This is a genomic window from Nonomuraea sp. NPDC049141, from assembly GCF_040648415.1.
Classification (GTDB): domain Bacteria; phylum Actinomycetota; class Actinomycetes; order Streptosporangiales; family Streptosporangiaceae; genus Nonomuraea.
Genome location: NZ_JBEZDR010000004.1, coordinates 90,923 through 105,032 on the forward strand (window position 1 = coordinate 90,923; position 14,110 = coordinate 105,032).

At 71.3% G+C, this 14,110-nt stretch carries 14 protein-coding genes; 6 read left to right on the forward strand and 8 right to left on the reverse strand.

Annotated features, from left to right (window positions below; translation table 11 throughout):
* Positions 1–77 precede the first annotated feature (77 nt).
* Complete coding sequence (locus AB0B91_RS12685) at positions 78–779, forward strand: lysophospholipid acyltransferase family protein (RefSeq protein ID WP_358318428.1); 702 nt, start codon at positions 78–80, stop codon at positions 777–779.
* Between the two features lie 4 nt (positions 780–783).
* Here AB0B91_RS12685 and AB0B91_RS12690 read toward each other — a convergent pair whose 3' ends face one another.
* The gene (locus tag AB0B91_RS12690; protein WP_358036442.1) at positions 784–1,239 is read right to left on the reverse strand and encodes a MarR family transcriptional regulator; all 456 of its coding nucleotides are present in this window, start codon (positions 1,237–1,239) and stop codon (positions 784–786) included.
* An 83-nt stretch (positions 1,240–1,322) separates the two neighbouring features.
* On the opposite strand from AB0B91_RS12690, the gene AB0B91_RS12695 reads away from it, so the two are divergent.
* A complete protein-coding gene (locus tag AB0B91_RS12695) occupies positions 1,323–1,751 on the forward strand; it encodes a DoxX family protein (RefSeq protein WP_358318429.1) in 429 nt (142 codons plus the stop codon).
* Between the two features lie 129 nt (positions 1,752–1,880).
* Here the strand turns inward: AB0B91_RS12695 and mmuM are convergent, their stop codons facing one another.
* The 3 genes from mmuM to AB0B91_RS12710 form a co-directional block, all read right to left on the reverse strand.
* On the reverse strand, positions 1,881–2,747 hold the full coding sequence (mmuM, locus tag AB0B91_RS12700; protein WP_358318430.1) for a homocysteine S-methyltransferase: 867 nt from the start codon (positions 2,745–2,747) through the stop codon (positions 1,881–1,883).
* 88 nt (positions 2,748–2,835) lie between these two features.
* Positions 2,836–3,705: a trehalose-phosphatase gene (locus AB0B91_RS12705; RefSeq protein ID WP_358319161.1), complete on the reverse strand. Its 870-nt coding sequence runs from the start codon at positions 3,703–3,705 to the stop codon at positions 2,836–2,838.
* Entirely contained in the window at positions 3,696–4,391 is a 696-nt protein-coding gene (locus AB0B91_RS12710; protein WP_358318431.1) for a Crp/Fnr family transcriptional regulator, read from the reverse strand. Before AB0B91_RS12710 ends, AB0B91_RS12705 begins: the two co-directional genes overlap by 10 nt.
* A gap of 72 nt (positions 4,392–4,463) precedes the next feature.
* Between AB0B91_RS12710 and AB0B91_RS12715 the strand changes: the two genes are divergently transcribed.
* Positions 4,464–4,727: a YciI family protein gene (locus AB0B91_RS12715; RefSeq protein WP_358318432.1), complete on the forward strand. Its 264-nt coding sequence runs from the start codon at positions 4,464–4,466 to the stop codon at positions 4,725–4,727.
* Positions 4,728–4,804: 77 nt separating this feature from the next.
* Here AB0B91_RS12715 and AB0B91_RS12720 read toward each other — a convergent pair whose 3' ends face one another.
* Positions 4,805–7,234, reverse strand: coding sequence for a VIT domain-containing protein (locus tag AB0B91_RS12720; RefSeq protein ID WP_358318433.1), 2,430 nt, complete (start codon positions 7,232–7,234; stop codon positions 4,805–4,807).
* Positions 7,231–8,097, reverse strand: a complete 867-nt coding sequence (locus AB0B91_RS12725) for a MerR family transcriptional regulator (protein ID WP_358318434.1) — start codon at positions 8,095–8,097, stop codon at positions 7,231–7,233. The genes AB0B91_RS12720 and AB0B91_RS12725 overlap by 4 nt, the downstream gene beginning before the upstream one ends.
* Positions 8,098–8,205: 108 nt before the next feature.
* On the opposite strand from AB0B91_RS12725, the gene AB0B91_RS12730 reads away from it, so the two are divergent.
* Together AB0B91_RS12730 and AB0B91_RS12735 are read left to right on the forward strand one after the other, a co-directional pair.
* Positions 8,206–8,673, forward strand: coding sequence for a DNA starvation/stationary phase protection protein (locus AB0B91_RS12730; protein ID WP_358318435.1), 468 nt, complete (start codon positions 8,206–8,208; stop codon positions 8,671–8,673).
* A gap of 386 nt (positions 8,674–9,059) precedes the next feature.
* Positions 9,060–10,082 carry an alkaline phosphatase PhoX gene (locus AB0B91_RS12735; protein ID WP_358318436.1) on the forward strand — a complete coding sequence of 341 codons (1,023 nt, stop codon included), beginning with the start codon at positions 9,060–9,062 and terminating at the stop codon, positions 10,080–10,082.
* Between the two features lie 256 nt (positions 10,083–10,338).
* Here the strand turns inward: AB0B91_RS12735 and AB0B91_RS12740 are convergent, their stop codons facing one another.
* Complete coding sequence (locus AB0B91_RS12740) at positions 10,339–10,932, reverse strand: TetR/AcrR family transcriptional regulator (protein ID WP_358318437.1); 594 nt, start codon at positions 10,930–10,932, stop codon at positions 10,339–10,341.
* Positions 10,933–11,026: 94 nt separating this feature from the next.
* Between AB0B91_RS12740 and AB0B91_RS12745 the strand changes: the two genes are divergently transcribed.
* Positions 11,027–13,225 carry an MMPL family transporter gene (locus AB0B91_RS12745; RefSeq protein ID WP_358318438.1) on the forward strand — a complete coding sequence of 733 codons (2,199 nt, stop codon included), beginning with the start codon at positions 11,027–11,029 and terminating at the stop codon, positions 13,223–13,225.
* Here AB0B91_RS12745 and AB0B91_RS12750 read toward each other — a convergent pair.
* Complete coding sequence (locus AB0B91_RS12750; protein WP_358318439.1) at positions 13,194–14,105, reverse strand: bifunctional helix-turn-helix transcriptional regulator/GNAT family N-acetyltransferase; 912 nt, start codon at positions 14,103–14,105, stop codon at positions 13,194–13,196. The two genes, AB0B91_RS12745 and AB0B91_RS12750, sit on opposite strands and share 32 nt — an antisense overlap.
* Positions 14,106–14,110 lie beyond the last annotated feature (5 nt).

A 14,110-nucleotide genomic window follows, 5' to 3' on the forward strand; every position in this document is an offset into this window, starting at 1 on the left:
GGTGAGGTAGGAGCATCCGTCGTGAGATGCGAAGATGACTTTGCTTGCTGACAGCGCTCTCGAGAAGAGGTGGCCGGGTGTTCTACTGGGTGGTCAAGGCCATCTTGGGGCCGTTCCTCCGCGTCGTCTTCCGGCCGTGGGCAGAAGGTGTGGAGAACGTACCCAGGCAGGGGCCGGCCATCCTGGCCGGAAACCACCTGTCGTTCGCCGACCATTTCTTCGGGCCGCTGCACCTGCGCCGCAAGGTCATCTCGCTCGGCAAATCCGACTACTTCACCGGGCGCGGCATCAAGGGCTTCTTCAGCCGGCTGTTCTTCAGCGGCGTCGGCACTGTGCCCATCGACCGTTCGGGCGGCAAGGCCAGCGAGGCCGCGCTGCGCACCGGCATGCGGGTGCTGAGCGAGGGCAGCATCCTCGGCATCTACCCGGAGGGCACCCGCTCACCTGACGGCCGCCTGTACAAGGGCAAGACGGGCGTCGCCCGGCTGGCTCTCATGTCGCGGGTGCCGGTGATCCCGTGGGCCATGGTCAACACTTTCGAGATGATGCCGCCCGGCCACCCGCTGCCCAAGCTCGGGATCCGGCCCGGGGTGCGGTTCGGCAAGCCGCTCGACTTCTCCCGCTACTACGGGATGGAGGAGGACCGGCTCGTGCTGCGCGCCGTGACCGACGAGATCATGTACGCGCTCATGGAGCTGTCGGAGCAGGAGTACGTCGACAAGTACGCCGCCAGCGCCAAGGTCGAGATGGAGCGCGCGGCCCGGGCCGCCAAGGGCTGAGCGGTCACTGCCGCAGCGCCTGCTCCGTCTTGCACATGGCGGTGGTCATCGTCTCCAGCTCACCGCGGGTCAGCCGGTCGATGAGGTAGGCCCGCACGACCTCCAGATGGCCGGGCGCGACGCGTTCCAGGCAGCTGACACCCGCCTCGGTCAGCACGGCCAGCACACCCCGCTCGTCGGACGGGCAGGTGGTGCGCTCGACCAGGCCCGCCCGCTCCAGCTGCCCGATCTGGTACGTCAGCGCGGACTTCGACACCACGACGCCCCTGGCCAGCTCCGTCATGCGCATCTGGCGGCCGGGGGCGTCTGCCAGGCGTACCAGGATCTCGTACTGCGGGTGCGTCAACCCGGCCGTGGCCTTGAGCTGCTCTTCGATGCGTCGCTCAAGCAGGTGGGAGGTGGACAGGAAGGCACGCCAGGCGGCCATCTCCGTCTCGTCGAGCCAGCGGGGGTCGGTCACACCGTCCAGTGTACTTGTTGTTCAGATTTGAACTTCACGCTAGAGTGCTGGTTCAAATCTGAACAACTGTCATTGGAGTTCGCATGCTTGACCAGTCACGTTCCGTAGCGCTCCTGATCGCCCGGGTGGCCGTCGGGGGGATCTTCCTGGTGCACGGCTACCAGAAGTTCGCCACGATGGGGATCGCCGGGACCACCAAGTTCTTCGAGTCGGCCGGGATCCCGCTGGCCGCGGCCGCCGCTCCGGCGGTGGCGGTGCTGGAGGTCGCGGGCGGCCTGGCGCTGATCCTCGGCGTGGCGCTGCCCGTGGTGGGGGCCCTGCTGGCGCTCGACATGGTGGGCGCGATCGTGTTCGTGCACGGGGCCAACGGGTTCGGGGCCGACAAGGGCGGCTACGAGTTCGTCCTGTCGCTGGCGGCGGGCGCGCTGGCCATCGGCTTCAGCGGCGGCGGCGCGCTCGCCCTCGACCGCCTGCTGTCCCGCCGCCGCACGCCTGAGAGCGTCGCGGCCTGACCAGCGCGGCCTGACCGGCGCAGCGTGACCGGCGCGGCGTGACCGGCGCGGCGTGACCGGCGCGGCGTGACCGGCGCGGCGTGCTGCGGTCCCCGTTCTGCCGCGCCGGCGCTCGCTGCGGCGGGACGCTCAGGAGACGTGGGCGCGGATCTGCTTGATGTGCTCGGGAGTGGTACGGCAGCAGCCGCCGATGAGCGAGGCGCCGGCCCGTTGCCACTCCTCGGCCGCCTGGCCGTACTCGACGGGGTCGGCGGTGCCGAGCCACCGGCCCTGCCCGGAGTCCCAGCGTTCGCCGGAGTTGGGGTAGACGACCACCGGCAGGCCGCCGGAGAGCACGCCGATGAGGCCGGAGATGTGGCGCGGCGCGGTGCAGTTGACCCCGACGGCCACCACCTGCGAGCTGCCGGCGAACAGAGCGGCGGCCTCGCCGATCGGAGTGCCGTCGTTGAGGTGCGCGGCGTCGCGGCAGGAGAAGCTCACCCACGCCTTGACCGACGGCGTCTCGGCGAGCAGCCTGGCCAGCGCCCGCGCCTCCGGGTAGGACGGGATGGTCTCGCAGGCGAGCAGGTCGGGGCCGACCGAGGCGAGGATCTCCCAGCGCGGCCGGTGCCAGGAGAGCAGACCCAGCTCGTCGAGGTCGTAGTCGCCGGTGTATTCGGCGCCGTTGGCCAGGTAGGCCCCGTAAGGGCCGATCGAGGCGGCCACCAGCCCGCCCCCGGCTTCGTCGCGGGCCTGGGCCGCCAGCTCGACCGAGAGCCTCATCAGCCGCTCGGCCTGCGCCACGTCGAGCCCGCGCCGGACGAACCCCGGGAACGACGCCTGATAGCTCGCGGTCGTGGCCACGTCGGCGCCCGCGGCGTAGTAGTCGGCGTGCGCGCGCCGGATCAGCGCCGGATCCTCCAGCAGCAGCCGCGCGGACCACAGCTCGTCGCTCAGGTCGGCGCCGAGCATTTCGAGACGGGTGGCCAGGCCGCCGTCCAGGACAAGGGTGCTCACCCGTCCAGAGTATGGTGCCCCGCGCACCGGGCAGGACTTTCCCGGTTGGTGGCCGCCCGGTGAACGGCTCGAATTAATCACATAACTTTTATGGGGAATCCCGCTTGTCATGGAAAGCGCGGATTATCTCGTCGAGCATGGCCGGCACGTCCGCCGGGCCGGAGACAGTGAAATCCGCCTGCCGCGCCAGGTCGTCTCCTGTTTCCGTGTTGGCCACCGCCACTCTGACCCCGATGAACTCAGGATCGCCTTCCTCGCGCGTACGCAGTGCCTCGAAGGCGCGGATGTCGGACAGGTCGTCGCCGAAGTACCAGGCCCTGGTCAGGTCGGCGGTCTCCGTCGCGACGACCGTGCCCTTGTCGCCGGGCACGGGTGGCTTCAGCTCGACCACCATCCGGCCCAGCTGCTCGGCCAGGCCCAGCTCGGCGGCCTTCGCCGACGACCACCTCTCCACCACGCCACGCAGCGCCGGATCCGCTCTGTAGTGCAGCGCCACCATCAGCGCCTTGTCCTCCACCAGCACCTTGCCCGGCAGTTCACGGGCGGCGTCGGCGATCAGGTGGCGGATCACCGGCGCCCACGGCTCGGCCTCCCCGGCGTTCCTGATCTCGCCGCCGACCACCGTCTGCAGGCCGTACAGGCCGAAGAGCCGCACGCCGGGGGCGGCCGAGAAGCGTTCGCGCAGGAACGCGGCGGGGCGCGCGGAGACGACGGCGACGCGCGCGAACAGCTCCGACAGCGCGCCCAGCCGTTCCACCGCCCGGGAACGGGGAGTACCGCGTCCGGGTCGTTCATGATGGGGGCGACAGTGCCGTCGAAATCGAAGAAGAAACCCGATTCCCGGGCCGCGGAAACAGTGGCGGAGACCGCCTCGGCGAAGCGCAGCGGTGCGCGAGAGGTCGCCATGTACGGTGACGATAGAACAGGCCGCCGGACTCCGAAAGACGCCTATTCGTATTTCCGGCGAACTTTACCGCCGGTGTCGGCCGGGGTGGTCTTCGCGATGCGGGCGAGCGCTTCTGCGTCCTTCACCGTCACCTCGCCGTCGCCGATCTCGACGAGCTCGCGGCGCTCGAAGGAGCGCAGGGCCCGGTTGACGCTCACCCTGGTCGCGCCGATCTCGGCACCCAGCCCCGCCTGCCCGGCATGCAGCCGCACCCGGCCGCCCTCGCTGTGCCGTACCAGCCACTTGGCCACCCGCGCGGAGACGTCCAGCACCACCGCGTCGGTGAGCCGCTCGTCGAGGTCGCGCACGGTCTCGGCCAGCGTACGCATCAGCCGGGCCGCCACCGACGGCTCGGTGGCGATCGCCTCCAGTACGGCCACGCGCGGCAGGTAGGCCACCTCCACCGGCGTGACGGCTGTCAGCGTGGCCCGGTGCGTGCCCTCCACCAGGAGCGTCGTCTTGTCGAACGCCACGGGCGCGGCGTCCACGGCCAGCACCACCTCCCGGCCGTCCACGCTCACCCGCCCCGCCTTGACCCGGCCGTCGAGCAGGACGATCAGCTGGTCAGCCGGGTCGCCCTCGGTGCAGAGCACCTGCCCCGCCGGATAGCGCCGCAGCCGTGCCACGGCCTCCAGCCTGCGCAGCCCCTCCTGGCCCAGCTCGCGGAACATCGGGAGGGCGGCCAGCGTGTGCGTCATGTATCAGGTGATACACCACGGCTGTGCCCGGTGATGCGGCGGCCGTCTCGATGGCGGGCCTAACGTGCGGGTATGGCGAGATACGTGGTGCAGCTGGCGTTCGACGGCGACCCCAGGCGGCTGGCGGCCCGGCCCGCGCATCGGGAGCATCTGCGGGTGCTTCGCGATGAGGGGCGGTTGGTGACGGCGGGGCCGTGGGCGGATGACAGTGGAGCGTTGCACGTGTACGAGGTGGGCGATGAGGGGGAGCTGGGGGAGATCCTCCGGCGCGATCCGTATACGGCGGTGAACGGGTATGAGGTGGTGCTGCTCAAGGAGTGGACGCCGATCTTGTAGCCGCGTCCGGTCCGATGCTCGGTAGTGGCGGTGTCCGGAAATTTCCGGACACCGCCACGGGTCGATCGCCGGTCCTGTCAGGTGCGCTTCCAGAACGGGCGGCGGGGCGTACTTGGTGAGGACGGGCTCGGAGAGGGCGATCCGCTGGTGAGTGTGGTGAGCACCTCGATGGCGCGCGTTCTCAGAGCTTCGGCGTCGGTGCCCGGCAGCTCCGCCGCCTGCAGCTCCTGGGCCAGGGCGGACAGCTCCGAGTGCCCGCCCAGGAAGGCGGCCAGCGCCGAGAGCCGGGAGCCCAGGTCCGCCAGGTAGAGCGGGTCGGGACCGCCGACCAGCGCCTTGAGCCGGTCGAGCTCGACGACCAGCTGCGTCCTGACCGACTCCAGCCCGGATGCGCCCGGACGCGGAGCCGGAGGCGGGGCGAACGGCGGCGGCGGGCTCATCCGCCCACCGGCCGAGCCGCCACCAAAGCCGCGGCCCGCGCCACCGCCCGGAGCGCCCGGAGCGCCCGGAGCGGCTATGTCTGAAGCGCCCGTCTCCTGGGCGCCGCCCGCGAAGCCGTGGCCCTGGCCGGGGGCGAAGCCCGGGTCGGGGACCGACATGGCGCGGAACGACGGCGCGGCCATCACCGCGGCCTGGGCCATGAAGGGCATCATCGGCGGGTTCTGCGGCAGCTCCCAGCCGCTCGGGGGCTCCACAGGCTGGATGACGCGGTGCTCCGGCTCGCCTTCCGCCACCTTCCTGGTGTCGACCGCCACATAGGCGGTGAAGCGGCACAGGACGCCGTTCTCCAGCGAGACCCGGACAATCTGCGCCTCCAGCTCGTGCTCGCCCATGGCGTAGCGGTCCTCCAGCTCGCGCAGGTACGCGCGGGCCCAGACGGCGCGGATCGCCGGGTTGTCGACCACGGTGCCCGTCACCTGCTGCTCCCACGGGGTGCCCGAGGCCAGCCCGCGTACGGTCACCGACGAGCCGTTCCGGTAGCGGCCGTATACCCGCAGCGGGACGCCGGGGAAGATGGAGCCCAGGTGGGTGACCGTGCCGGGCTCCACGTCGAGGTCCTTGAGCGACAGGTCGGTCACCAGGGGCGCACCGATACGCCGGTGGATCTGTTCCATAGCGGCGTCCAGGCGGTCCTCCGACTCGACCAGCTCGCAGCGGCCCGCGCCCAGGCCGGCCAGCCGGCCCAGGAACCCGGCGTTCACCGCCCGGTCGATGCCGACGGTGTGCACCCGCATCGACGACAGCGCGCCGCCGGTCTGCTCCAGAATCTGGTCCTCGTGGCCCACCTGCCCGTCGGTGACCAGCACGAGGACGCGTTCCCGCCCGGCCTGGTCGTGGAGCAGGGAGATGGCCTGGCGGAGCGGCTCCAGCAGCTCGGTGCCGCCGCGGGCGTCCACTCGCGAGAGGTGTTCGACAGCGCGGTAGCGGTTGCGGTCCGAGGCCGTCACGAGCCCCTCGAACGCCTGCTCCACCACCGAGTCGAACGTCAGCACCGCGAACCGGTCCTGCTCGGTCAGCGTGTCGACGATCCGCGCGGCGGCCCGGCGCGCGGCGACCATCTTCCAGCCGCCCATGCTGCCCGAGCGGTCCAGCAGCAGTACGAGGTCACGCGGCGCGCGCGGGGACTCCAGCGCCGGGGGCAGCACGGTCAGCGAGAACGCGCCCTCGCCGTCCAGTTGCAGCGCCGTCGAGGCGTCGAACGACAGCCGCAGGATGAAGTCGCGGTCCAGCCGCTCGCCGGGCCGCAGCCGTACCGTGCGGCCCTCTTTTTCGTGGACCTCTTTTTCGTGGACCTCTTTTTCGCGGACCTCTTCCTCGACCACGTGCAGGCTGGAGGCCATTTCGCGCAGGTCCAGCCCGGCGGCGTCGATCGTCGCGGTCAGCGACAGGCGTACGGGGTCGGGGAAGCCGGGCAGCAGCACCGGCGGCGTGATCCGTGAGGCGTCGGGCACCGCGTCGGTGTCGGGCGCGGTGCCGTCACCGGAGCCGGGGCCGTCGAGCGGGGTGCCCGGAATGTAGCGGGGGGCGACGACCAGCGGGAAGCGGAACGTGGCCGCGCCGTCCTCGTACGGCAGCGGCTGGCTCAGCGTGAGCCTGACCGTCACCCGCTCGCCGGGCAGCAGGTTGCCCACCCTGATCGTGAACACGTCGGGCCGGTCCTCCTCGGCGATCGCGGCCCGCTTCCCCTCGCGCAGCGCCTGGTCGTAGTCGGCCCTGGCCTGGCCGCGCTCCTTGAGCACGCCCTCGATCACCCGGTCGTCGGCCTCCATCCTGAACCCCGTCACCGCCGCGCGGTCAGGCAGCGGGAAGACGTACGTGGCCTCCAGCGTGACGTCGTACGGATTGCGGAAGCCCTGCGTCACCTCGACCCCGGCCACCAATCCGGAAATGTCGGCGGACACGTCCACGCTCTCCAGGGGCAGGTTCCCGCGCGCGGTCCGCAGCGCGCCGAACCCGGCGTCCGGCACCGGCAGGCACCGGGTGGGCTCCAGCGAAGTGATCTTCATATCAGCTTCCTCTCTTCGAGCAGCGCCAGCAGCGGCGCCGCCGCGGCGAGTACCGCCTGGATGTCGTCTTCAGCCGGGGTACGGCCGGCGCCGTCGAGCACGAGCGTGACCCCGTCGGCGAGCCTGACCCCACGCACCAGCGCCCCACTGGGCTGGGTGGCACGCGCGGGTCGGCCGGCACCGCTGGGCGGGGGAGGGCCGGCAGACCAGACAACGCCGGCGGGCATGGCCGCATTGGGGGACGGGAGAGTATCGGCGGGAGCGGTGGCGCCAGGGGGCAGGGCGGCGCTGGAGGGATGGGGAGCGTCGGCGGGGCGCGGATGCGGAAGGGCGGTGCCGGTGCCGTCGGTGGGACGTTCGGCCCAGAAGCGGCCACGCGGGCTCCTGGACCCGGCCGCCGAGTCGTCGAGGAGGTCCGCCGCCTCGGGCGTCTCCGTCTGGGGCATCTCCGTCTCGGACGCCTCACCGTTCGGGTGACCCGCCGCACCCCGAGCCTCCTCGCTGAGGATCAGGCCGGCCCCCACTGCGGCAATGTCCTCGTCCGAGGTCGGCCCTTCGGGGTGGGCCGTCCGCTCCAAGGTGGTGTCCGTCGCGCCGGTCAGGGCGGTCTGGATCTCCGCGATCGACCGCCCGGCGGCCTGGAGCCGCTTGATCGCCACGAGCTGCAGCAGGTGCCGCCTGCCGTACTGGGCGATCCTGCCGCGCCTGGTCAGCGGCGGGTCGACGAGGCCGATCGTGGTGTACCACCTGATCAAGCGCTCCCCGGGCACGTCGCGGACCCGGCCGTTGAGCGGCTGCGCATGGGCGCGCAACGCGTCGGCGGCGCGCTCCGCCAGCTCGCGGATGGTCCAGGTGTCGCTCATACCTTCACAATTACACTGTCATTATTGCAGTGTCAATCGGAAGGCTGCGGGTAAGTGGGGTGTTCTACGCAAAAGACCCTGATGTCGAACCACGGGGAGGAACACATCATGGCTACGATCACCGGTCCGCTCTCGGGCGACGCGAAGAACACGGTCGCGACGGCCCTCCAGGGAGCACTGGTCGATCTCATCGATCTCTCACTGCTCGCCAAGCAGATGCACTGGAACCTGACCGGCCCGCACTTCCGGCAGATCCACCTCCAGCTCGACGAGCTCACCGCCCTGGCCCGCGAGCACGCCGACACCATCGCCGAACGCGCCGTCGCCCTGGGACTCAGCCCGGACGGCCGCGCGGCCACCGTCGCCAAGTCCACCAAGCTCTCGCAGCCGGAGAACGGCTGGATCGAGGACGGCAAGGTCGTGGCGACGATGACGGACATCCTGGAGAGCATCGGCAACCGGATGCGCGAGCGCATCGCCGCGACCGACGAGCCGGACCCCGTCTCCCAGGACCGGCTCATCGCCGTGGCTCAGGACATCGACAAACAGCACTGGATGTTCCAGGCCCAGAGCTGACCTCGGCACCATGCACCGGCCCGGGAGCCCGCCCGCTCTGACCCGGCCTTCAGCCTCACCGCGACGGCCGGACGGGCCGCCGTCGCGCTCGACAACCCCCTGCCCTCCGCGATCCCCACCCGCGTGCGCGGGGATCGCGGAGACGGTGGCCGATGCGGGGCAGAGGTTTCTGCGCGGCGGACACTGCGGAGGTCCCGGCTGCCACAGTGAGGCCGACCGCTGGTTCGCCGTGCTGAAGTGAGCGGTGCTGAAGTGGGCGGTACTGGTGGCAACCGTGCCGATGTCGCTGGATCACGCCTGAGGTTCGCGCAGAGTTTGATCTCGCACATCCCTGGCATTCATGTCGGTGAGGTCGACTAGCGTGGCACTTAGAGGGAGGCTCCACGATGTCCAGCAAGACGCTCCTCCGCACGGGTCCGCTTCGGCAGGGCGGGATGAGCCCATATGGCCCCCTGGAGCCGCCCGGCGGCGACGATCTGGCCTTGCCCGGGGGGTTCAGCGGCCGGATCGTGGCCCGCTCGGGCCAGAAGGTGGCCGGGCTGACCTGGCACGCGGCGCCCGACGGTGGCGCGTGCTTCCCCGATGACACCGGCTGGATCTATGTGTCCAACTCCGAGCTGCCGCTGCTCGGCGGCGCGTCCGCGCTCCGCTTCCGTGCCGACGGTTCGATCGCGGACGCGTACCGCATCCTGTCCGGCACCGACCTCAACCGCGCGGGCGGCGCGACGCCGTGGGACAGCTGGCTCTCGTGCGAGCTCGGCCACCGCGGCCGGGTCTTCGAATGCGACCCGTACGGCACCCGCGCCGGGCGCCCCCGCCTGGCCATGGGCCGCTTCAAGCATGAGGCCGCCGCCTGCGACCCCGACCGGCAGGTCGTCTACCTGACGGAGGGAGAGCCCGACGGGTGCTTCTACCGGTTCAGGCCGGGCGATTGGGGCGATCTCACCGAGGGCACCCTGGAGGTGCTCTGCGACGGCGGCGACTGGAAGCCGGTGCCCTCGCCCGCCGCCCTGCTCAAGGCCACGCGCCACCAGATAGAGGACGCCCGCCACTTCGACGGCGGCGAGGGCTGCCACTACGCGGGCGGCGTCTGCTACTTCACCACCGAGGGCGACAGCGGCCTGTGGGCCTACGACGCCGAGACCTCCACACTCGACCGGATCTGCGACGGCGTACGCGCCATCACCGCGGCACCGTCGGGCGACCTGTACGTCGCCAGGCAGTCGACGCAGATCGACCTCATCACGCCCGACCGGGAGGTCACGCCGTTCCTCAAGCTCGGCGGCCCGAGCGGGGCCGAGCTCACGGGACTGGCGTTCGCTCCCGGCGGCGGCCGACTCTACTTCTCGGCCAGACAGGGCCGCGACAACGGCCACACCTTCGAAGTGGCCGGCCCCTTCCGCGCCTGAGGGACCTCAGCGCGTGACCCCCGGACGGCTTCCGGGGCTGGAAACGTGTCGCGGGGACAAGTCCACCGCCGGGTACACCCGCGATCACGAACCTGGCAGCCGGGCTGACATCGCCGCGGTCCTGGGCCTCGACGGCCCGATCGCCGGCCTGAGCCTCTCCACCCCGGCTGACCGGGAGGCTCCGCACTGGCCGATACGCCGCGCTGAGCGGCCGACCACCCGCTGGCCGCGTCACCAACTGCACAAGACAGAACAACTACCTCAGGTACCGCACCAGCGCGACCTTCAGCTCCTCGATCAGCTGCGCCGCCCGTGTGGGCTCGGCCGTGGAGATCAGCGCCATGACGGTCGAGACCATCGCCACCGCCATCGCGGCCATGAGGCGCGCCCGCGCGGGATCCAGGTCCGGGGCGCGCCGCAGCAGCATGGCGGCCACCTGTTCGCCGACCGCCTCATGCAGGCGGTTGGCCGCCTCGGCCAGATTGTCGCCCGTCGCCGAGCCGTGCATCACGGCCCAGTAGGCGGGCGAGTGCGCCTTGAACGCCACGCTCTGGTCCACGACCTGCCCGACCAGCGTCTCCAGCGGCAGGTCCGGCGTGACGGCCGACAGCCGCTCGGCCCAGAACTCCGCCCGTTCGTCGGTGTAGCGGGACACCAGCCCGTCGAGGATCTCCTCCTTGTTGCGGAAGAACTGATAGAGCGACCCGGGTGACAGCCCGGCCTGGGCGGCGACCTGGTTCGTCGTCATGGCGGGGTAGCCGGCATCGGCGATCACCACCTCGGCCGCGTCGAGGATCTCCGCCATGCGCTTGAGCCCGCGCGCCTGCCGGCGCACCGTGCGCTCAGTCATGGCACACCACTTTGACAAATGCGAGCATCTACTTGTATTTCTGATGAGGCGGAAAAAACACGAGTAGTTTACCGAATTTCGTCGGGGAGAACCTATGAAGACCGAAACCATGGCACAGGCAGGGCCGCGCTCGACCGGGCCGCCGCTCCGCAGGCTCGGGTTCCTCCTGGTACGGCGGCGCCGGCTGGTGCTGTCGCTGGCCCTCGTCGCGTTCGTGATCGCCGGAGCCTTGGCCGCGGGGGCGGTGCCGCGGCTGTCGCTGTCCAGGTTCGACGCGCCCGGCTCGGAGTCCGACCGGGCCCAGGCCGAGCTGGCCGAGCGTTTCCGCACCGGCAGCCCGGACCTGGTCTTCCTGCTGACCGCGAAGACCGGCACCGTCGACGACCCGGCCAACGCGGCCGCCGGGCAGGAGCTGACCGCGCGCGTCGCCCGCTCCGGCGGCGTGGCGGAGGCCGCGTCCTACTGGTCGCGGGGCAGGCCCGCGACGCTGCGCAGCGCGGACGGAAGGCAGGCGCTGATCTTGGTCCGCGTGCCCGGCGACGCCGACCACGTGCGGACACGGGTGCTTCCTGAGCTCGTGCCACGCATCACCGGCGATGGCGAGCCGTTCGAGGTGGGGGGCGGGAATGGGCCGTTCCAGGTGCGGGCCGGGGGCGGGGAGGAGGTGTTCCGGCAGACCGTGCCGCTGGCCAGGCAGGACTTCGTCCGGGCCGAGCTGGTCATCTTCCCGCTGGCGTTCGTGCTGCTCTGGCTCTACCTGCGCCGGGCGCTGGCCGCGCTGGTGCCGATCCTGGCCGGGGTGTTCGCGATGGTGATCGGGCTCGCGCTGCTGCGCGGCGTCCTGATATTTGCGGATATATCGACGTTTGCTCTGAACCTCACCTTGGCGATGGGCCTGGGGCTGGGGATCGACTACTGCCTGTTCGTGATCTCGCGCTTCCGTGAAGAGGTACGGCGCGGCGCGGGCCGGGCCGAAGCCGTGGCCGGAGCCGTCGAGCACGCCGGCCGTACGGTGATCTTCAGCGGTCTCACTGTGGCGGCCTCTCTGGCCGTACTGTTCGCGCTGCCCTTCGGCTTCCTGCGCTCGTTCGCCTATGCGGGCATCGCCGTGGTCGCCGGTGGCCTGGTCGTGGCGGTGCTGGTGCTGCCGGCCGTCCTCGCCTCGGCGGGCGGCGGGATGCTGCCGCGGCGGGAACGGGCCGAGCGGCCGGACGGGTTCTGGCACGGGCTCGCCACACGGGTGATGCGTAGGCCGTTGATCTTCGGGGGCGCGGCCACGGTGCTGCTGCTCGTGCTGGCCTCGCCGTTCCTGAGCCTGCGCTTCGGCGCCGCCGACGACCGGATCCTGCCGGCCGAGGCGCCCGCGCGGCAGGTGCAGGAGGTGATCCGCCAGGGCTTCCCCGCCGAGGAGACCGACGCGATCCAGATCGTGTCCCGGGGAGCCGCCACGGACGTGGCGGGCTACGCGGTGCGGCTGTCGAGGCTGCCCGGCGTCGCCCAGGTCGACTCCGCCGCCGGGTCCTTCACGGGCGGGGCGCGGGCGGGCGACGGCGATCCGGTCCGGTTCGCCGGGAGCGCGGGCACCTGGCTGTCGGTGGTGCCGTCGGCCGCGTCGCTGTCCGGCGACCCGGTGGAGTTGGTGGAGGCCGTACGGGCGGTCGACGCGCCGTTCGAGGTGCTGGTCGGCGGCTATCCGGCCGAGCTGGCCGACTACCGCGCCTCGGTGGTCGACCGGCTGCCGCTGGTGATCGCGCTGATGCTGGGTGTGACGTTCGTGCTGCTGCTGTTCATGACGCGCAGCCTGATCCTGCCGCTCAAGGCGACCGTCCTCAACGTGCTCAGCCTGGGCGTCATGTTCGGGGCGATCGTCTGGGTCTTCCAGCAGGGCCACCTGTCGGGCCTGCTCGGCTTCACCCCGACGGGCACGCTCGACGCGAGCATCCCCGTCCTCATGCTCTGCGTCGCCTACGGGCTGTCGATGGACTACGAGGTGTTCCTGCTGTCGCGGATCAAGGAGGAGTACGACCGGACAGGTGACACGAACGAGGCGGTGGCCGCCGGGCTCCAGCGCGGGGCGCCGCTGATCACGGCGGCGGGCGGCATCCTGGCGCTGTCGTTCGCCGCCTACGCAACCGCCCAGGTCGCGTTCGTGCAGATGCTCGGGGTCGGCATGGCCGCCGCCGTGCTCGTCGACGCCACCGTGATCAGGGCCGTGCTGGTGCCCAGCCTGATGCGCCTGGCCGGACCGCTCAACTGGTGGCCTAGAGGTCGCGGCTCCACTCCTGCTCGGTGAACTCGATCCCGTTCTCGGTCCCCTTGTGCTCCGACTCCAGCTCGAACCCGGCGGCCTGGTAGATGCGCCGCGCGCTGACCAGGCAGTCGCGGGTCATCAGCGTGATCCGCTTGTAGCCCTCGGCCTTGGCGTGGCGCAGGCACTCGCCGACGAGCCGTCCACCCAGGCCCAGCCCGCGGGCCGACGGCTCGACGAGCAGCAGCCGGAGCCGCGCGGTGGTGTCGTCCTCGCGGACGCAGAACACGCACCCGGCGGGCTCCCCGCCCACCTCGGCGATCCAGCCCATGTCGCGCGCCGGGTCGTACGCGCCGATGATCCTGGCGACCAGCCGCTCGAAGTCCATGCCCCAGCCTTGCTCCTGGCTGTAGAGGACGCCGTGCCGGTAGACGACCCAGCTCAGGTCGCCGGTCCGCAGGGGCCTGATCACGTACGGCTCGCGCTCGCCGGTGCCCTCCAGCAGCGCCCTGATCGTGGCCATGCCGGCGATCAGGCGCTCCTGTCCCTGCTCCGGCAGCGAGGTCAGCAGCCGCTCGGCCTCCTCGTCCGACCGCACGTCCAGTTGGCCGTACGACTCGGCGCCCGCCGCGCTGAGCCGGACCAGCTGCTTGCGGGCGTCCGCGGCCGAGCGCTCCCTGGAGATCAGCCCGTCGCCCTCGAGACGGGTCAGGATCCTGCTCAGGTAGCCCGCGTCGAGGCCGAGGAGGGCGCGCAGCTCGCCCGTCTCCAGCCGGCCCGCGTGCCCGAGCTCGAACAGCACCCTGCACTCGGTCAGCGAGTACGGAGAGTCGAGCATTCCGGCTTGCAGAACGCCGATGACCTTCGTATAGAACCGGTTGAAGGCCCTGATCTCGGAAACCCTTGCCTTTGTCAACGAACTCATTGCCG